We start from the raw sequence: 18523 nt of genomic DNA, 5'->3' as shown, positions 1-18523 counted from the left end.
GGCAAATGTTGCTGGCGGTGATGATAACAGATCGTTGCGGGTGAGGGCGTTGGCCGGCCAGATCAAAGCAAGGCAGCTTGCTCCGGTTCGGTAAGTAGCGACCTGATCGGCGCCGGCAGACCGAGGTTGAGCGCTTCATGGCGGTGCAGCCATTTCAGATGATCGCTGTCTGCAACGGTGTTGGCTCGGCCAGTGACGTTCAGGCGGGCCGGCTGAATGTGCAGGTGGTAATGGGAGAAGGTATGGCGAAAGCCGCTGATCAGCTCCGGCTCTCCGCAATCCAGCCCCAGGCTCTGCTCGCAGGCCTCCTGAAGTTCGTCGGCCCCGTAAGCCGGGTCCAGTTCCGGCAGGCTCCAGAGGCCGCCCCAGATGCCACTGGGAGGGCGACGCTCCAGCAGGATGCGCCCCTCGCCGTCCTCGATGATAACCATCCAGGTGGTTTTCTCCGGTTTGGCCTTTTTCGGTTTGGAGCCGGGATAGAGTGAGGTTTCATTCTGAGCGTAGGCCGTACAGCCTTCTTGCAGCGGGCAGCTCTCGCAGGCCGGTCGGCTGCGGGTACAAACCATGGCGCCCAGGTCCATGATGCCCTGGGTGTAGTCACGCACCCGCTGTTCGGGAGTATGCTCTTCCGCCCGTTGCCAGAGTTGATTGAGGGCGGCGGTCTGTCCGGGCCAGCCGGGGATCGCATGGTAGCGCGCCAGCACCCGTTTGACGTTGCCATCCAGGATGGCGGCGCGAACGCCGAAGGCCTGGGCCAGGATGGCGGCGGCTGTGGAGCGGCCGATGCCGGTCAGGGATTCCAGTTCTTCCTGGGTTTGTGGAAACTCACCAGCAAAGTCCTGAACAACAGTCTGCGCGGCTTTTTGCAGGTTACGGGCCCGGGCGTAGTATCCCAGGCCGGACCAGTGGCTGAGCACATCATCCACGGGGGCTTCGGCCAGGGCATGGACGTCCGGGAAGCGTTTCATGAACGCTTCGAAGTAGGGGATAACGGTGGTTACCTGGGTTTGCTGCAACATGATTTCCGAGACCCACACCCGGTAGGCGTTCCGGTTGTGATGCCACGGCAGGTCATGCCGGCCGTGGCTGTCGTACCATTGCAGCAGCTTGTCGGCGAAACGGTCGTGCATCAGTTGAACAGACCTTTCAGTTTGTCGCCGAGTTGCTCCTGAACCTTTTCTTTCACCTTTTCCTCCGCCTTGGCTTTTGCCTTGTCGACTTCCTCTCGGGCTTTTGCCTTGGCAGCGTTTTCCGCGATGGTTTTCAGAGTGTCCCGGAAGCGGGATCCGTCGAAAGAACACAGGCCGGCCGGGTCCTCGGCGAAGTTGCCCCGGCACTCTACAGGAATAACCGCGTTTTCCACGTATTCGGTGACACGGCAGGCCTCGTCCCTGTGGATCTCACCGACGATTCTCAGGCCCACTTCGTAATCCAGCTGGCTCTGGGCCATATCCACGGTACCGTTGCCCTCAAGGCGCATGCCGGCCAGTGCGGCGACCAGATCGGTGTTATTCAGAGTGTTGCCGTTGATGTCCAGGGTGCCACGCATGTCGTTGAACGGCGTGCTGGTGCCCCAGTCTGTGGTTGTCAGGTCTTCCTGGTTGACCAGTGCGATGCCCTGGCAGGCCATGCGGGTCAGGTTCATGCGACGGAACTCGCCCTCTGCCAGGTTGAAGCTGATCTGGCCGTCAGCATTGCTGCGCAGTGACGAGATTCGGTTACCGGTGGTGGTGGCGTTCACTTTGAGGTTCGCACCGCCGCCAAGCATGTCTACCTCCGCAAGATCGGTGAGCAGGGGCAGGGTCTGAACGTTGGTAACGTCTGAAGCCACGGTCCATTTCGGGTTGTCGCTGCGGGCGTCGATGGTCACATTGGCGCCAAAGCTGCCTTTGTAAAGTTTGCCGCTGAACTCATCAATCTTGAGCAGGCCGTTTTTCGCGGTAGTGCTCGCCTTGATTTCGTTGATGGTCAGGTTGCTTACGATCAGCTGTCCGAGACCCAGATCAATATCCAGCAACAGGCTACGAAGGGTCTCCAGGGGCAGCAGGTCGCCCTCCGGTCCAGTTGCCGCGGTTTCCTGGTTAGTAGGCGCTTCCTCGGCTTCCCCCTCTGCCTTGGGTGGCAGGTAGCGGTCGGCATTCAACTGGTCACCCTGCAGGTTGAAGACAATGCCTGAATCGGCCAGGTTGTAACTGCCGGAGCCATTGAACGTGGTGTCATCCAGTTTGATGGTCAGGTCGGTGAGTTCCACCTTGCCCGCCGGACCGCCAATTCCGGTGGAGAATGCGATGGCTTCAAGCACGTCCGCATCGCTGGTTTCCACTGCAGGCTGGCCGAGGTTGTTCAGAAGGTCTTTCAGCGAGAACTCAGCGATGGAGATCTTGCCGCTCAGGGTTGGCTTGTTGCCGAATCCTGAGACATCCAGATCGGTAGACAGGTTCAGGTTGGCCAGGCTGGCGGTAAAGCCGCTCAGGGTGGCGGTTTCGTTTTCCAGATTCGCCCGGGCAGAGCCGCCAAGTTCAGCAGTGACCTCTTTGCCGCCGAACGGCTCGCCGGTCATGTCAAACACAGCATTCAGGCTGGATACGGCGAATTCGTTGAGAGCTTCGTTGGCAGCGAGGCGGGCGCTTATGCTGCCATCCACTTCAAACGTGGGCTGGGTAGTGGCAACCCGGAATCCGATTTCCAGCGGGAACTCGGAACCCAGGGTGATATTGCTGGCGTTAACGGTGAAGTTCTCGAGAGTGACCGATTGGCCGGTGCTCTTGTCAATGTAGTGCACCTGGGCATTACTGATCTGAACGTTCTCAACGTTGAAGTTCAAGGGCTCGCCGCCGGCTCCTTCACCTTCCTGAGCCTGCTCATCCTGGGTGCCGGCTGATTCTTCCGTTGCCGCTCCGGCTGACTCCTCGGGCATGATTCTGGTCCAGTTGCCGTTGCCCTGTTCGTCCACTTCCAGCCGGACGTCCAACCCGTCCAGCACGAAGGTGTTTACCCGTGGCGACATGGCAATAAGCGACCAGAAATCGATCTGGGCAACCAACTGCTCCAGGGCCACAAAGCGATCACCCTCCAGTGTGGCTTCTACGGAATTCAGCTCCAGACCGAGTGGAATAAAAGACCAGCCAATGTCGCCCTCAAGGATGAGGTCCAGGTTCGTTGCATCTTCAACGGCTTGTTCAATCTGAGGCTTATAGTCGTTGGGGTTGATCACGGCCATGGCGATGGCAACGGCAGCCACAGCAAGAACGATGAGTGCAACGATACCAATCAGCACATAACGGACGGCTTTCATGATTCAGGCTTCCTTCCTAATGTTGGGAGCTTGCAGTATTCGCGGCGAATACCGACGCCAATGACCCAAAGGATAACGCAGGGTTAACAAATTAACAGCGCAGGAGTATGACAATGCGGTAGTGTTGGGCCAAAATACACGTCCTTGATTTACCGACTACATTGATACCTATAAACACAAGAAGGAGTTGGCCGTGGCTATTACCGTCTCTATTGAGCTGAACCGGGAGCTTGAGATTCCCGGAGGCTATGATGAAGTGTTTGATCTGCTGGCCGATGTGCCACGTTCAGCCAGTCACTTTCCCAAGGTTCACAAACTGACCGACCTCGGCGACAACACCTACCGCTGGGAAATGGAAAAAGTTGGTGTCGACAAGCACGCCATCCAGTCCGTTTACGCCTGCAAATACCATTCGGACAAAGACGCCGGAAGGATTACCTGGGAGCCGGTAAAAGGCGAAGGCAACGGCGTTGTAAGCGGTTCCTGGACCATTAAACCCAAGGGCGACAATGCCACGGCCGTGAAATTCCAGACCAGTGCAGAGCTGACGGTGCCCCTGCCAAGCCTGCTCAAACTGGCAATCAGCCCGGTTATCAAACACGAGTTCAACAGTCTTGTGGACACCTACATGAACAACCTCAAAAAGGCTTTCTGACAAGACCCGGTCTGCTGAATAACCGCGTTTCGCTATTGCAGCGATTAAACCGGTTGTGGGACTCCGGCGGACATAAAAGGTATAATCGCCGGATAGAATTTTTCCGGCGTTATGCCGCTCAATTGTCACGGAGTCCCCATGGCCGAACGCAAGGCTCGGGTAGAAAGAAATACCCTTGAAACCCAGATCACCGTTGAGATTGATCTCGACGGTACCGGTAAATCCAGTTTCGACACCGGCGTGCCCTTTCTGGAGCACATGATGGATCAGATTGCCCGTCATGGCCTGGTGGATCTGAACATCGTTTCCAGGGGCGACCTGCACATCGACGACCACCATACCGTGGAAGACATCGGTATCACCCTTGGCCAGGCCTTCAAGCAGGCCGTTGGCGACAAAAAGGGTATCCGCCGTTATGGCCACGCCTATGTGCCGCTGGATGAGGCTCTTTCCCGTGTGGTTATCGATCTTTCCGGCCGCCCGGGACTAATGATGGATGTGCCCTATACCCGTGGCGCCGTCGGCGGTTTTGACGTTGACCTGTTCGAGGAGTTCTTCCACGGATTCGTGAACCACTCCATGGTGACCCTGCACATCGACAATCTGAAGGGCAAAAACACCCACCACCAGATTGAAACCGTGTTCAAAGCCTTCGGTCGTGCCCTGCGCATGGCCATTGAAATGGACGAGCGCATGGCCGGTATTACGCCGTCCACCAAAGGCTCGTTGTAAAAGGCTCGTCACCAGAAGGCTCGCTTTAACCGGTCAGTTTTGGCCGGTCAATCAAGGACACCGCAACAATCATGAAAACCGTTGCCATAATCGACTACGGCATGGGTAACCTTCACTCTGCCAAAAAAGCGGTAGAGCACGTTGCCCCGGATACCACCGTACTGGTCACTGACAACGCCCAGAAAATCCGTGAAGCCGACCGTGTCATCCTCCCCGGCGTCGGCGCCATCCGCGACTGCATGGCGGAAATGCATCGTCTCGGCGTGGTAGATCTGGTTTGTGAAGTCTCTCAGGATCGCCCGTTTCTCGGCATCTGCGTGGGTATGCAGGCCCTGATGTCCCGCAGCGAGGAAAACGGTGGCGTTGACTGTATCGGCCTGTTTCCCTCGGAAGTGCGCTATTTCGGTGACCATCTGACGGAGAATGGTGAGCGCCTGAAGGTCCCTCATATGGGCTGGAACCAGGTGCAGCAGACCATTGATCATCCCCTGTGGCACAACATTCCCGACGAAGACCGTTTCTACTTCGTGCACAGCTTCTACGCAGAAGCCGAAGGCAACGCTGATATGGCAGGCCGTACCCATTACGGTGTCGACCTGGCGGCAGCAGTCGCGCGAGACAATATTTTTGCAGTGCAATTCCACCCGGAGAAAAGTGCCCGGGCGGGACTGCAGCTGCTTGAGAATTTTACAAACTGGACTGGAAAATGCTGATAATTCCCGCGATCGATCTCAAAGACGGCAAATGCGTGCGCCTTCGCCAGGGCCGTATGGATGACTCCACGGTGTTTGGTGACGACCCTGTCGATATGGCCACCCGCTGGGTGGAGGCCGGCGCCCGCCGTCTGCACCTGGTTGACCTGAACGGCGCCTTCGCCGGCGAGCCGGTCAACGGTGAAATCGTCCAGGCTATTGCCCGCAAATACCCGGATCTGCCGATACAGATCGGTGGCGGCATCCGCTCGGCTGAAACCATCGAGGCCTATCTGAAAGCCGGTGTACAGTGGGTCATTATCGGTACCAAGGCGGTGAAAGAGCCGGAATTTGTGACTGAAATGTGCCAGAAATTCCCGGGCCACATCATCGTTGGGCTGGACGCCAAAGACGGGCGCGTAGCCACTGATGGCTGGGCAGAAGTGTCAGAAGTGATGGCCACTGACCTTGCGAAGCGCTTTGCCAACGATGGTGTGGACGCGATTGTTTACACCGACATCAGCCGCGATGGCATGATGCAGGGCGTCAATGTTGAGGCCACTGCTGCGCTGGCGGAAGAGGGCGGAATACCTGTGATTGCCTCTGGCGGTGTCACCAACATGGACGACCTCAAGCGCCTGGCGACCGTGGCCGACAAAGGTATCCTGGGTGCCATCACGGGGCGTGCCATTTATGAAGGCACGCTGGACGTGGCTGAAGCCCAGGCCTTCTGCGACGGCCTGAAGGGGTAAGGACGGCTTATGGCTCTGGCAAAACGCATCATTCCCTGCCTCGATGTCGACAAAGGCCGCGTGGTGAAAGGCGTCAACTTCGTTGACATCCGTGATGCCGGCGACCCGGTGGAGGTAGCCCGTCGCTACAACGAGCAGGGCGCCGACGAGATCACCTTCCTCGACATCACGGCCAGTCATGAAAGCCGTGACACCACCTACGAGACTGTCGAGCGAATGGCAGCGGAAGTCTTCATTCCGCTGACGGTGGGCGGCGGTGTGCGCACGGTGGATGACATCCGTAAGCTGCTGAATGCCGGTGCAGACAAGGTGTCGATCAACACTGCCGCTGTGTTCAACCCCGAGTTTGTGCGGGAAGCGGCTGAACGTTTTGGCAGCCAGTGCATTGTGGTGGCCATTGATGCCAAGCGCGTCAGTGAAGAGGGTGAGGAGCCCCGCTGGGAGATCTTTACCCACGGTGGTCGCAAGCCCACGGGGCTGGATGCCGTTGAATGGGCGCGCAAGATGGTAGATATGGGCGCTGGTGAGTTACTGCTTACCAGCATGGATCGGGACGGCACCAAGATCGGCTTTGATCTGGGCCTGACCAAGGCCATCAGCGATGCGGTAATTGTGCCGGTGATTGCCTCAGGCGGCGTCGGAGAGCTCCAGCACCTTGCTGATGGCGTTACCCAGGGTGGGGCCGATGCGGTACTGGCGGCCTCTATCTTCCACTTTGGGCAGCACACCATTCCGGAAGCGAAGGCCTTTATGAAGGCCCAGGGTATAGAAGTCCGCGATTAATCCTTCTTTGCGAAAGCAGGTCGAATGGCCTGCTTTTCTCCCTCCGCAAACATCTCACGATTACCGTTACGCATTGCCCAAAGCCCACTGACGGTGGCTATGGCGATACCCTGCTCATCCAGTGTTGGCAGGTGCTTCTCCAGATAATCCACAGTGACCTTGTGAGGATGGCCAATGCCGATGGCACTGCCGTTTTCCCGGGCGCGCTTGATCAGCAGTTTGAACTGGCGGTCTACAAACTCTTCGGTTTGCTCATGGTCGAGAAACACGTCCCGGGTCATGGTTGGAATCCGGTAGGCGGCAGCAACATCACCAGCAACGGATGAGGCGATGGTGCGGCTATCGATAAAGTACACCGGGTAGCGGAACAACTCCTTCATCACCCAGTCCATGGGCTGCAGCTGCTGGGTCAGCAGGCTGCCCATGTGGTTGTTGACACCCTGCACATGGGGAATCGACTGCAACGCACGGCGAAGCGTGGTTACCATGCTTTGTTCATCCATATCCGGGGTCAGGCCGCCCGGGCCGAGGCCGTAATTGCGGGTGTTGGCCATGGGCGCGTGCAGCATGATTTCTTTGTGCTGCTTGTGGGCGAGCCGGGCAAGGCTGTCGGTGTGGCGCCGGTAGGGCAGGAAGGCCAGCGTAAGCGGCTGATCCAGGTTTGCCAGTCGCTTACCTTCAGCAAGGCTGTGGCCCATGTCATCGATGATGATGGCAATGGTCGGGGGTAGGGCCGTTCGTGTCGGCTCTGCCGACACCGCGCCGGCCGTAATGCAGAATGCCAGTGCCAGCAGGGTACGCGCTACTGTCACTGATCGCTTCCTTCTGCCTTGTCCTTCTTGTTCGGGTTCAGAATCCGGATGCCTTTAAGAAGGTTCAGTGCCGAACGCAGCTGGTAATCCCGGTCTGCGAGGGAGCCTGAATCGGCGTTTGCTTCGCTTTCGCCGTCCTTCTCCTGGCCTTCGTTCTGGCCTTCAAGGTGACCGCTCAGGTCCGCTTCGGTAAAGAAGGGTTTGCTGTCGAGTTCCTTCAGCTCCGCCGGGCGTACTACGATGTCCGGCTTGATTCCCGTCGCCTGGATGGAACGGCCATCCGGCGTGTAATAGCGGGCGGTGGTCATCTTGATGGCATGGGTCTCATCCAGTGGAATCACCGTCTGGACACTGCCTTTGCCGAAGGATTGGGTGCCCATCACCACGGCCCGTTCATGGTCCTGGAGTGCACCGGCCAGGATTTCCGATGCCGAGGCGGAGCCGCCGTTGATCAGCACCACAATGGGCGTGCCTGCCATGATGTCGCCGGCCCTTGCGCTGAAGCGCAGGCGTGAGCTCTGGATACGGCCTTCGGTGTAGACGATAAGTCCTTCATCGAGGAGGGCATCGGCAGACTCCACGGCTGCCTGCAAGACGCCACCCGGGTTATTGCGAAGGTCGATGATGAGCCCGTCAAGGTCCTGCCCCAGTTCGTCTTCAAGGCCGTTGAGTGCATCCCTGAACTGTGAACCGGTATCCGCCTGGAACTGGGTAATGCGAACATAGCCGTAGCCATTCTCCAGCATGCGGGATTTCACGCTGGTGACCTTGATGATGTCGCGCTCCACTTCGATTTCAATGGGGCCGGTCTCGCCTTCCCGCATGATCGTCAGTGTCAGCACAGAGCCGGGTTTGCCCCTCATCAGTTTGACGGCTTCTTCCAGGCTCATGCCTTTGACCGGCTTTTCATCAAGCTTGATGATCAGGTCCCCGGCCTGGACGCCCGCTTTCTGGGCCGGCGTGTCGTCGATGGGCGCAATCACTTTTACGAAGCCGTTCTCCATGCCCACTTCAATGCCCAGCCCGCCGAACTCGCCGGAGGTGCTTTCTTCCAGCTCTTCGTAGTCCTTGGGTGCCAGGTAAGTGGAGTGGGGGTCGAGGTCCGACAGCATGCCTTTGATCGCGCTTTCGAGGAGTTTGCGATCGCTTACTTCCTCGACATAGGCGTCTTTGATGCGGCTGAATACCTCGGTGAACTTCCGAAGATCTTCCAGGGGCAGCTGTTTCTCGGGGTCCGGCAGGCTGATTTCCACCCGTTCACCATTCTGGATGCCTTCGAGAAGCTGTTCGGTGGTGGTGTCTTCATCCTGGGCCCAGGCCAGTCCGGAGGCGGTTGCGAAACAGGTAGCGAGCGCAATGCTGCGTAATGGAAAGGCGTTAAGTGTACTGCTGACCCGTTTCATTCACATATCCTGTTTTTATTCCGATAGTTGGACTGGATTCCCTGACTCCGGACAGTATGGCGTTACCCGCGGCGTTTGTCAGCCCTCGACGAGTGCCTCAGTTCGCCAGCCACCGGCCCGGATTATCGGGCTTGCCATTGTGGCGAACCTCAAAATACAGGGCCGGGGAGTCGGTGCCACCGGTACGGCCTGCCTGGGCGATGGGCTCGCCTGCAACCACCCAGTCCCCGGGACTGGTGAACAGGCTACTGCTGTGGCCGTACAGTGTCATGTAGCCGTCGCCATGATCAATGATGGTAATCAGGCCAAAACCCCGAAGCCAGTTGGCGAATACCACCCGACCGTAGTGTATTGCCCGAATTTCCGCTTCATCACCGGTGCCGATAAGAAGGCCGTTGCGTCGGAGTTTGCCATCGGCATAGCGTTCACCATAGCGGCTCAATACCTTGCCCTCCACTGGCCACGGCAGCTTGTTGCGCAGTGAAGCGAAGGGCTGGGATTCGTTAGGTGAGGGGATGTTGTTGATTGCCTGCTGGACTTCTTCAAGCAGGTTTTCCAGCCGTTTGCGATCTGATTCCAGCTCTTCCCGTTCGCTCAGGCGGTTCTGGATGTCGGCTTTGAGTGCTGCCAGGGTCTGCTGGCGTTTCTGTCTGGATTCGGTCAGTTCCTGCTGGCGTTTGGCGACGTTTTCCTCGGTTCTGGCCAGTTCGACCCGCGTCGATTGCACGGCAGCCTGAGTGTTTCTGAGTTCTTGCAGGCTTTGCCTGAACGCTTCCAGGCGGTTGACGGTGTCCTTGCTGAGGTATTCGTAATAGGTCATGGTCCGTGCGATCTTGTCCGGATCTATCTCATTGAGCAGGACTTTTACCGCTGGCGCGTCCCCTTCCATCCAGGCTGCGCGGATCTGCTTCTTGAGGCTCTCCCGCTGGCGGTCGAGGGTTTGTGTGAGCTCCTGCGCCTCATTCTCCAGTTCCCTGAGTCTTTGCTGCTGCTGATCTGCCTGCTGGCGCAGGGATCGCCGCTCGCGGGTCAGGCGGCTGATGTTCTTTTCGGTCGCGGCAAGCTGCCGCTCCAGGGAGGAGCGGTCTTCTTCGGCGTCCTCCAGCCAATCGTCGATGTCCTCAATGCGTTCCTTGAGTTCCTCGATCTGGGCCGGGGTAACATCCTGTTTGGCGAGTGCCGGCGCTGCACCCAGAAAAAGGGTGAGCGCCAGAGTTGCGGTCAGTCGCAAAGGTTGGTTCCGTTCCCGGATCAGCCGATCTCAACCAGGCTGTGCCCGGTCATCTCCTCTGGTTGCTCCAGCCCCATCAGGGTGAGCAGCGAAGGTGCCACATCGCTCAGGCTTCCGTCGTTCTTCAGCTCAACCTTGCGATGGCCGGTGTATACCAGTGGCACTGGCCCGATTGTATGGGCGGTGTGGACCTGACCGGAGTTGGGGTCGGTCATCTGCTCGCAGTTGCCGTGGTCGGCGGTAATCAGTGCTTCGCCGCCAACTTCATCCAGAGCTTCGACAACACGCTTCACGCACTCGTCCAGGCATTCGGCTGCCTTGATCGCCGCATCCAGCTTGCCGGTGTGGCCAACCATGTCGCCATTGGCGTAGTTGCAGACCACCAGATCGTATTTGCCGCTTTTGATGGCCTCTACCAGCTTGTCCGTAACTTCCGGCGCGCTCATTTCCGGCTGCAGGTCGTAGGTGGCTACTTTGGGGGACGGCACCAGGATCCGGTCCTCACCTTCGAACGGCGTTTCCAGGCCACCATTGAAGAAGAAGGTTACGTGGGCGTATTTTTCGGTTTCGGCAATTCGCAGCTGGGTCTTTCCCTGCTTCGCCATATACTCGCCAAGGCCATTGGTAAGCTGCTCCGGCGGGTAGGCGCAGGACGTTTTGATGTCGGCCGCGTACTCGGTCAACATGACAAAATCGGCCAGTTCCGGGTGCTTCTTGCGTTCGAAACCGTCAAAGTCCTTTTCCACGAAGGTGCGGGTCATCTCCCGGGCACGGTCGGCACGGAAGTTCATGAACAGCACCGTGTCGCCATCGTTTATGGTGCCTTCCGGCTCGCCCGCGGCGTGGATGCGGGTTGGTGCCACGAATTCGTCGTTCTCCCCGCGCTCGTAGGCCTGTTCCAGCCCGGATACCGGATCAGCTGCGACGAACTCGGCGGTTCCCTGGGTCATCAAGTTATAGGCGGCTTCCACCCGGTCCCAGCGGTTGTCACGGTCCATGGCATAGTAACGACCGACAATCGACGCAACCCGGCCAACACCCAGGCTCTTGAGTTTCGCGGCCGCTTTCTCCAGTGACGGTTTGGCGCTGCGAGGCGGCATATCGCGGCCATCAAGGAAGGCATGGATATAGACTTCCTTCGCGCCGCGGGCAGCAGCCAGCTCCGCGGCCGCAATAATGTGGTCCTCGTGGCTGTGCACACCACCGGGAGACATCAGCCCCATGAGATGGACGGCGCGGCCGCTCTGAACGGCTTTGTCGATAGCGGAGCAGAGAACTTCATTCTTCTGGAAAGTGCCTTCCTCCAGGTCCTTGTCGATACGAGTCAGGCTTTGATAGACCACGCGCCCTGCGCCCAGGTTCATATGGCCAACTTCCGAGTTACCCATTTGCCCCTGCGGCAGCCCGACAAACATCCCTGACGTGTTGATGAGGGTTTTGGGCTGGCTCTGCCAGAGTTGATCCCAGAACGGGGTGCTGGCGTTGCTGATGGCATTGTCTTCAGCCGGGTCACGGTGGCCCCAGCCGTCCAGGATAATCAGTGCAGTCGGCTTGCGCATTGCAGTCATCATTCGGTCCGGAAGTGAAATGTTAGTAAATTTACTAAAACAAAAATCGAGTCTATCTATTTTCGCATTTACTGGCCAGTTTCGTCACCTTCTGTCCGGGGAGCAGGCTGTGTATAATCGCGCCAAACTCATCATCAGGGTAAATTCATGGACCGGTTGTTTGAATTTGTCGTTAACCACTACATTCTTGTGTCGCTGTTCGTGGCATTTCTGGTCGCCATCCTTATTCTGGAGTCCCGTCGTGGCGGTGCCAAGATCTCGGCCCAGGGCGCGGTCAATCTGATCAACAAGGATGAAGCCGTTGTAGTGGACATCCGGGACCGCAAGGAGTTTGGTGAGGGGCGTATTACCGGCTCTATCAACATTCCCCTGAACAGTCTCAAGAGTCGCGTTGGCGAGCTGAGCAAGTTCAAGGACAAGCAGATTATCGTTGCCGACAAAATGGGCCAGCATTCCGCCATGGCGGTCAAGCAGCTGAACGCGGAAGGCTTCAGCAATGTGGTTCGCCTGAACGGTGGTGTGGCTGACTGGAAGGCAAGCAACCTTCCGCTCGTGAAGAAATAGGTTGGCCCTTGATCTGAAGATCATTCTGCCGCACTGTTTCACATTAGCCGGCCCGGCCTGAACGTAAAATGTCCCGGCAGCAAGCTCTAGAGCATCCCATAACAACGGGCCCCGAGCCCACGATTGAGAATGAAAGGACCGAAAATGGCTGAGAATCAGCAAGCCGCAGCAGGCAGTGACAACCAGAACCAACCCCAGTTTGCCCTTCAGCGCATCTATGTGAAGGACCTGTCTTTCGAATCGCCCAACTCTCCAACTGTGTTTCAGGAGCAGTGGAAGCCGCAGGTTAACCTGGATCTGAATACCTCCCACAACAAAGTCAGCGACAACCAGTACGAGGTTGTGCTTTCCCTGACCGTTACCGCGAAAGTGGGTGAGAAGGTGGCTTACATCGTCGAGATCCAGCAGGGCGGTGTGTTCCTGGTTCAGGGCATCGAAGGCCAGCAGTTGGGCCAGATGCTGGGCGCCTACTGCCCGACTATCCTGTTCCCCTACGCTCGCGAAGCGATCGACGGCATTGTGAACAAGGGCAGCTTCCCGGCCCTGATGTTGGCGCCGGTGAATTTCGATGCCATCTATGCCCAGGCGCTCAAGCGTAAGCAGGAAGAAGCTGCGGGTGAGGCAAACGAAGAGCAGCAGACTCACTGATCTGCGGCAGATGAAAAAGAAATAGAAAAACCGGCTCCGGCCGGTTTTTTTTATGTTGCTCCCTTAAACCCCAGTTGCCGCCAGGCCTCGTAAACCACCAGGGCCGCGGTGTTGGAAAGGTTCAGGCTGCGGCTCTCCGGCTGCATGGGAACCCGCAGGCGATGCTGGGGCTGCAGGCCTTCGCGAACCTCAGCAGGGAGGCCACGGGTTTCCGGGCCGAACATCAGGTAGTCGCCATCCTGATACTGCACCTGATGGTAGTGAGTGCTGCCTTTGGTGGTCAGACCGAACAGGCGTTGCGGTTGCTCGCTGGCTAGAAAGTCCCGGTAATTTCGGTGAATCCTGACCGACGCGTACTCGCTGTAATCCAGCCCGGCCCGCCGCATCTGCTTGTCTTCCAGGTTAAAACCCAGAGGTTCAATCAGATGCAGCTGACAACCGGTGTTGGCGCACAGCCGGATAATATTGCCGGTATTCGGCGGTATCTCCGGCTCGTACAGCACCACGTGGAGCATGAAACTCAGCGCTCGACAGCCAGGGCAACGCCCATGCCGCCACCGATACACAGCGTGGCCAGACCCTTGTGAGCGTCGCGGCGAACCATTTCATGCAGCAGCGAGACCAGGATACGACAGCCGGAGGCGCCGATGGGATGGCCCAGGGCAATGGCACCGCCATTCACGTTTACCTTGCTGGTATCCCAGCCCATGTCGCGATTGACGGAAATGGCCTGGGCGGCAAAGGCTTCGTTGGCTTCCACCAGGTCCAGGTCATCCACGCTCCAGCCTGCGAGTTTCAGGCAGCGCTGGCTGGCGGGGATCGGGCCGGTGCCCATGATGGTCGGGTCCACGCCGGCGTTGGCATGGGCCTTGATGGTGGCAATCGGAGTCAGTCCCAGCTCTTTTGCTTTATCGGCACTGCAGACCATCACGGCGGCGGCGCCATCGTTCAGGGAGGAGGCGTTGCCGGCGGTCACCGTGCCGTCCTTCTTGAACGCTGCACGCAGGTTACCCAGGCTCTCGGCGGTCACGCCATCGCGCGGCCCTTCATCGCGGTCTACCACGATCGGGTCACCTTTGCGCTGGGGGATGGAGACCGGAACAATCTGGCCATCGAAGTAGCCGGCATTGCGGGCGGCGGCGGCTTTCTGCTGGGACGCCGCAGCAAACTCGTCCTGTTCGTCACGGCTGATACCGTATTTCTCGACGATGTTCTCGGCGGTAATGCCCATGTGGTAATCGTTGAAGGCATCCCAAAGGCCGTCCTTGATCATGGTATCCACCATGGACCAGTTGCCCATGCGCTGACCGTTGCGGCTGTTGGGCAACACGTGGGGCGCCTGGCTCATGCTTTCCTGGCCGCCGGCAATCATCAGTTCAGCGTCGCCGCAGCGAATCGCCTGTACCGCCATATGCACGGCCTTCAGGCCGGAACCGCAGACCTTGTTGATGGTCATTGCAGGTACGGAGGCAGGAATGCCCGCGTTGATGGCGGACTGGCGAGCCGGGTTCTGGCCGCAACCGGCGGTAAGCACCTGGCCGAGAACCACTTCGTTGATCTGGTCGCCGGCGACGCCGGTTTCTTCAAGGATTGCCTTGATCACAGCGGTTCCAAGCTGGTCTGCGCTCAGGCTGGAGAGACCTCCGCCAAAGGTTCCGATAGCAGTACGGCGGGCGGCAACAATAACGACATCACGCATGGGAAATCTCCGGATCAGAGGCACGCGGGGAATCAGGCCCGGCGCGTGCAGGATTGAAAACTGTCGGCATTGTATCCGGAAAGCGGCGCCCGGCCAAAACGGGCAGGTCTGGAGGTCACTGTCTGGATTACATGTTCAGGCTTCGGCCACCATCCACGGCGATAACCTGACCGGTGATGAAAGGCGCATCGCAGACCAGGAATGCGATGGTATGGGCAATATCATCAGGATTTCCTGTGCGGGCCAGTGGGGTCTTCTGGAGAATCGCCTGCTGCGTGGTCTCGTCCATTTCGGCCTCGCCCTCGGGCCAGAGGATTGCGCCCGGTGATACACCGTTCACCCGCACGTCCGGTGCCAGGTCTTTCGCCCAGGAACGTGTCAGGGCGGCGAGGCCGGCTTTACTGGCGCAGTAAAGTGGATGGTCATCGATGGGTCTTTCACTGTAAATATCGATCAGATTTACCACGCTGCCGCGGTTTCGCCGAAGTTCGGCCAGGCATTCCTGAAGCAGGAAAAACGGGGCCCTGAGGTTGGTGTTCAGGATGGTGTCCCAGTCGTCTTCGGAGGTGTCCGCAGTCGGGGTGGGGTAAAACACCGACGCATTGTTAACCAGTGCATCCAGTCGGCCCCAGTGTGCGATGGCATCACCGGCCAATCTTTTCACGCCGGCTGTATGGCTGAGATCCGCCTGAAGGGCGCAGGCAGAGTCGGGCCGTTGCCGGTTCAGTTGCTCAATCAGTGACCTCGCCTGCTCTTCTCGGCTCCGGTAGTGAATCACCAGGTTCCAGCCTCTTTCGTGAAGTGTCCGGGCCGTCTGTGCGCCAAGACGGTGGGCTGCGCCGGTGACCAGGGCAACGGGTGTTGTGGACGGCATGGTGACTCCTCAGTAGTTGGTCGGGGCGATGGCATCGCCGATACGTTTCAAGCGTTCGGTTCGGATTGCGCTGCCCAGCTCTTTGCCTTTGTAGCCCCGGGCGAGGAGAGTTTTTGGGTCAACACCGGTAGCGGCCCCAGAGGCGGTTCGAAGCAGGTTCAGTGGGCCCGACTCGCCGGGAAGGGCGCATTCGAGCACGTTCATCAGTTGCGAAAAGCGCTCCGGGCGGCGCCAGAAGTCCGCCTGGTCCAGCAGGTCCAGCAAGGCTTCGGCTTCAGGGTGCTGAGCATCGATGTTCCTGATTTGTGGCTTGAAGGCTGTAACCAGTCGCGCCAGGTTCTGGCAATCATTGGGGGCTTTCAGCGCCTTGGCTCGTGCCATGGCTGCAGAGTCATCCATGGGGGACAGCAGGGCGGCAAAGCGTTCTTCCGTCTGGGCGTCAGACTGGTTGTGGACACAACCAAGTGTCGCCATCGAAAGTTGAAACAGCTTTTCGGGTGCCAGTTCCGGAATGAGTACCTCCAGGGCCCCGCAGTCCTGGAGAACTTCGAAAAAGGCCCGGGGCGCCTTTTCATGCAGCGCCCGCTGGAACTCCTGCCAGACCCGTTCAGGAACCAGGTGGTCCACTTCTCCGCTAGCCACCATTTGCTTCATCAGGCCCATGGTCTGATCGCACACGCTGAATCCAAGTGGCTGAAAGCGGGCTGCGAACCGGGCGGTGCGAAGAATTCTCAGGGGGTCTTCGGCGAAGGCTTCCGAGACATGGCGGAGCTTGCGATCTTGTATATCGCTTCGGCCCTTGAATGGGTCCACCAAGGCGCCGTCCTCGGTTTTGGCTATCGCATTGATGGTCAGGTCCCGTCGCCGCAAGTCCTGCTCGAGGGTAACATCCGGTGCGCTATAAACCGTAAAACCGTGGTAGCCGCGCCCCTCTTTGCGCTCGGTGCGAGCCAGGGCATATTCTTCCCGGGTACGGGGGTGCAGAAAGACCGGAAAGTCCGCGCCTACCTGTTTGAATCCTTTGGCAAGCATTTCCTTTGGTGTCGCGCCGACGACCACCCAGTCCCGGTCCTTGACCTCAAGGCCCAGTAATTCGTCACGAACGGCACCGCCAACCAGATAGGCCTGCATGGAATGTCTGATTCCTTTCGGGGGAGTGTGTCGGTGGATTATCCGGTTCCAGGGCAGGGCAGGCAAACCTGTAACACGACAGGCCATAAAAAGCCCGCCCGTGATAGCCCTGGGCGGGCTTTGATCGGAAGTTGGAGGCAGATCAAATCTTCATCTGCTTCCTCTTTCAGTTTCTGATCAGAACGCGGTGCCAAGCTCCAGGGCTGCGCCCACATCCGCATCGCTGTAGAGGGCGCCGAGATCAAGGCGGACGCCAACAATGTTCAGGCCAAGACCGGCGGTGAACTGGGTTTTCTCTTCAATGCCGTCGTTGTCATCGTTGCTGGCCAGGTTGTGGCGAACGCCAACCCGAAGCTGGGCGTAGCGGAAGGCATCGAATTCGGCGCCGAGGGCTGCCCACTGGGTGTCGTCCTCGAAGCCAAAGGCTTCTTTCTTGGTCAGGTCAATTTCTGCGGTGACAACATGGTATTCGCTCTTGTGAGCAATGCCGGCTGTAACCATCGGGTCGAGCTTCAGTGTACGAACTTCCTCTCCCAGCAGCGGCCGGCTGGCGGCGGAGTCCAGTTCCATGGGGATCAGGTTTTTAACAACAATACCGGTGTTCCACTGGTTGGAGTCACCGAAGCTGTAGGCTGCACCAACGTCCACGTTGAACCCACTCTTTTCGGTCTGATACTGGTCGTCATCGAATTCGTCATCTTCGAAACCGGAAACCGCCTCGGTGTACTGGAACGTGCGCAGTTCAACGTATTTCGGTGAAAGGCCAAGCTGGAAGCTGTTGCCATTCTGCAGCTCAAAGGAACGGGCAAAGCTGATGCCCACTTCCCCGACGGCGGATGCCAGTATCTGTCCCTGCGATGTCAGGTCCAGGGTGCCATTCGTGCTGATCTGGTCGACGGCAATTTGCACGTCCTGGGCCGATGCGGCATTGGCAATGTTGTCCAGGGCGGTAATATCCTGGTCAGAGACATCACCACGAACTGTCGCCGTCAGATTACCATTGGTGAATACGCCAACAGACAGGGATTGTCCGGGCACAGCCAGAGCCAATCCAAGACCTGCGTTCACTCTCATGGTGTCCCTGTCAAATTCAGTCAGGCGATTGCTCAGATCTGCCGCACCATCCTTAATTACCTGTTCGTCGTCTGTATTCGGATCAAAGCCGGAAACCAGTGATTCCAGATCCGTGATTACATCCTGAATATCGTCTACCTGATCAACTGTTTCTTCTTCATCGGCTGCCCGGGCGTTCACCGAGGGCAGCATCAGCCCGAAATCATCGTGCCAGCTATGGTGATCCGCAGCCATCATTGCCGGGTTGTCCGAGGGCGCTGTAGAAGGTGTTGCAACCGCCACCCCTGTGCCGCCCATGGCGAATGAGCGTGCAGACATAAAAGACTGGGGGCTGGCCAGTGTTGATGAGGTGGCAATGGATAGGCCGATGGCCACAGAGAGTTTGGTCAGACGATGTCCGGTCATGAAGAATCCTGTCGTGTAAAAAAGCAAAATAGATATGACGTACTAGAAAGGTTAATGCAGAACGTTTTCCAGCACATGACGCATGGGGTAACGGTTTGTTTTTGATGTGTAATCGGAGGCAGTTTTTTGCCGCTCAGTGATTGCAAAACGAAAGGAATGGGCGTTGTTAATCGAAATATCAGTGGCTTAGGAAAGCTGGCGTGAT

The 18523-nt window shown here is 58.2% G+C and carries 18 protein-coding genes; 7 read left to right on the top strand and 11 right to left on the bottom strand.

The window, feature by feature from the left end:
• Nucleotides 1-62: 62 nt before the first annotated feature.
• Nucleotides 63-1130, bottom strand: a complete 1068-nt coding sequence (gene mutY, locus SIC15_RS16865; RefSeq protein WP_412536507.1) for an A/G-specific adenine glycosylase — start codon at nucleotides 1128-1130, stop codon at nucleotides 63-65.
• The gene (locus SIC15_RS16860) at nucleotides 1130-3295 is read right to left on the bottom strand and encodes an AsmA family protein (protein ID WP_412536506.1); all 2166 of its coding nucleotides are present in this window, start codon (nucleotides 3293-3295) and stop codon (nucleotides 1130-1132) included. The genes mutY and SIC15_RS16860 overlap by 1 nt, the downstream gene beginning before the upstream one ends.
• A 193-nt stretch (nucleotides 3296-3488) precedes the next feature.
• Here SIC15_RS16860 and SIC15_RS16855 point away from each other — a divergent pair, with 193 nt between their 5' ends.
• From SIC15_RS16855 to hisF, 5 genes are all read left to right on the top strand, one after another.
• Nucleotides 3489-3950, top strand: coding sequence for an SRPBCC family protein (locus SIC15_RS16855; protein ID WP_069181862.1), 462 nt, complete (start codon nucleotides 3489-3491; stop codon nucleotides 3948-3950).
• 138 nt (nucleotides 3951-4088) lie between these two features.
• Entirely contained in the window at nucleotides 4089-4682 is a 594-nt protein-coding gene (hisB, locus tag SIC15_RS16850) for an imidazoleglycerol-phosphate dehydratase HisB (RefSeq protein WP_014578250.1), read from the top strand.
• Between the two features lie 71 nt (nucleotides 4683-4753).
• Entirely contained in the window at nucleotides 4754-5395 is a 642-nt protein-coding gene (gene hisH / locus SIC15_RS16845; RefSeq protein ID WP_412536505.1) for an imidazole glycerol phosphate synthase subunit HisH, read from the top strand.
• A complete protein-coding gene (gene hisA / locus SIC15_RS16840) occupies nucleotides 5389-6126 on the top strand; it encodes a 1-(5-phosphoribosyl)-5-[(5-phosphoribosylamino)methylideneamino]imidazole-4-carboxamide isomerase (protein ID WP_412536504.1) in 738 nt (245 codons plus the stop codon). Before hisH ends, hisA begins: the two co-directional genes overlap by 7 nt.
• Nucleotides 6127-6135: 9 nt before the next feature.
• Nucleotides 6136-6909, top strand: a complete 774-nt coding sequence (gene hisF, locus SIC15_RS16835; protein ID WP_069181860.1) for an imidazole glycerol phosphate synthase subunit HisF — start codon at nucleotides 6136-6138, stop codon at nucleotides 6907-6909.
• On the opposite strand, the gene SIC15_RS16830 is transcribed toward hisF, so the two are convergent.
• From SIC15_RS16830 to gpmM, 4 genes are all read right to left on the bottom strand, one after another.
• Nucleotides 6906-7721, bottom strand: a complete 816-nt coding sequence (locus SIC15_RS16830) for a divergent polysaccharide deacetylase family protein (RefSeq protein WP_412536503.1) — start codon at nucleotides 7719-7721, stop codon at nucleotides 6906-6908. The genes hisF and SIC15_RS16830 overlap by 4 nt on opposite strands.
• Nucleotides 7718-9124 (bottom strand): S41 family peptidase, encoded by a 1407-nt coding sequence (locus SIC15_RS16825; protein WP_412536502.1) that lies wholly within the window; start codon nucleotides 9122-9124, stop codon nucleotides 7718-7720. Before SIC15_RS16825 ends, SIC15_RS16830 begins: the two co-directional genes overlap by 4 nt.
• A 97-nt stretch (nucleotides 9125-9221) precedes the next feature.
• A complete protein-coding gene (locus SIC15_RS16820; RefSeq protein ID WP_412536501.1) occupies nucleotides 9222-10355 on the bottom strand; it encodes a murein hydrolase activator EnvC family protein in 1134 nt (377 codons plus the stop codon).
• 20 nt (nucleotides 10356-10375) lie between these two features.
• Entirely contained in the window at nucleotides 10376-11923 is a 1548-nt protein-coding gene (gene gpmM, locus SIC15_RS16815; RefSeq protein WP_153634413.1) for a 2,3-bisphosphoglycerate-independent phosphoglycerate mutase, read from the bottom strand.
• A gap of 147 nt (nucleotides 11924-12070) precedes the next feature.
• Here gpmM and SIC15_RS16810 point away from each other — a divergent pair, with 147 nt between their 5' ends.
• Nucleotides 12071-12487: a rhodanese-like domain-containing protein gene (locus SIC15_RS16810; RefSeq protein ID WP_008169323.1), complete on the top strand. Its 417-nt coding sequence runs from the start codon at nucleotides 12071-12073 to the stop codon at nucleotides 12485-12487.
• A 144-nt stretch (nucleotides 12488-12631) separates the two neighbouring features.
• A complete protein-coding gene (gene secB, locus SIC15_RS16805; protein ID WP_064227537.1) occupies nucleotides 12632-13135 on the top strand; it encodes a protein-export chaperone SecB in 504 nt (167 codons plus the stop codon).
• 50 nt (nucleotides 13136-13185) lie between these two features.
• Here secB and trmL read toward each other — a convergent pair whose 3' ends face one another.
• The 5 genes from trmL to traF form a co-directional block, all read right to left on the bottom strand.
• Complete coding sequence (gene trmL, locus SIC15_RS16800; RefSeq protein ID WP_412536500.1) at nucleotides 13186-13650, bottom strand: tRNA (uridine(34)/cytosine(34)/5-carboxymethylaminomethyluridine(34)-2'-O)-methyltransferase TrmL; 465 nt, start codon at nucleotides 13648-13650, stop codon at nucleotides 13186-13188.
• Between the two features lie 5 nt (nucleotides 13651-13655).
• A complete protein-coding gene (locus tag SIC15_RS16795; RefSeq protein ID WP_412536499.1) occupies nucleotides 13656-14834 on the bottom strand; it encodes an acetyl-CoA C-acetyltransferase in 1179 nt (392 codons plus the stop codon).
• A 127-nt stretch (nucleotides 14835-14961) separates the two neighbouring features.
• Nucleotides 14962-15708, bottom strand: coding sequence for a pteridine reductase (locus SIC15_RS16790; RefSeq protein WP_412536498.1), 747 nt, complete (start codon nucleotides 15706-15708; stop codon nucleotides 14962-14964).
• 9 nt (nucleotides 15709-15717) lie between these two features.
• The gene (locus SIC15_RS16785) at nucleotides 15718-16839 is read right to left on the bottom strand and encodes a multifunctional CCA tRNA nucleotidyl transferase/2'3'-cyclic phosphodiesterase/2'nucleotidase/phosphatase (protein WP_412536497.1); all 1122 of its coding nucleotides are present in this window, start codon (nucleotides 16837-16839) and stop codon (nucleotides 15718-15720) included.
• 177 nt (nucleotides 16840-17016) lie between these two features.
• Nucleotides 17017-18318 (bottom strand): conjugal transfer protein TraF, encoded by a 1302-nt coding sequence (gene traF / locus SIC15_RS16780; RefSeq protein ID WP_412536496.1) that lies wholly within the window; start codon nucleotides 18316-18318, stop codon nucleotides 17017-17019.
• Nucleotides 18319-18523 lie beyond the last annotated feature (205 nt).

Source organism: Marinobacter sp. MIT932201 (assembly GCF_047123295.1).
Lineage (GTDB): Bacteria > Pseudomonadota > Gammaproteobacteria > Pseudomonadales > Oleiphilaceae > Marinobacter > Marinobacter salsuginis.
Note: the sequence above shows the minus strand (reverse complement) of the source record. Positions and strands in the feature narration are given on the sequence as shown.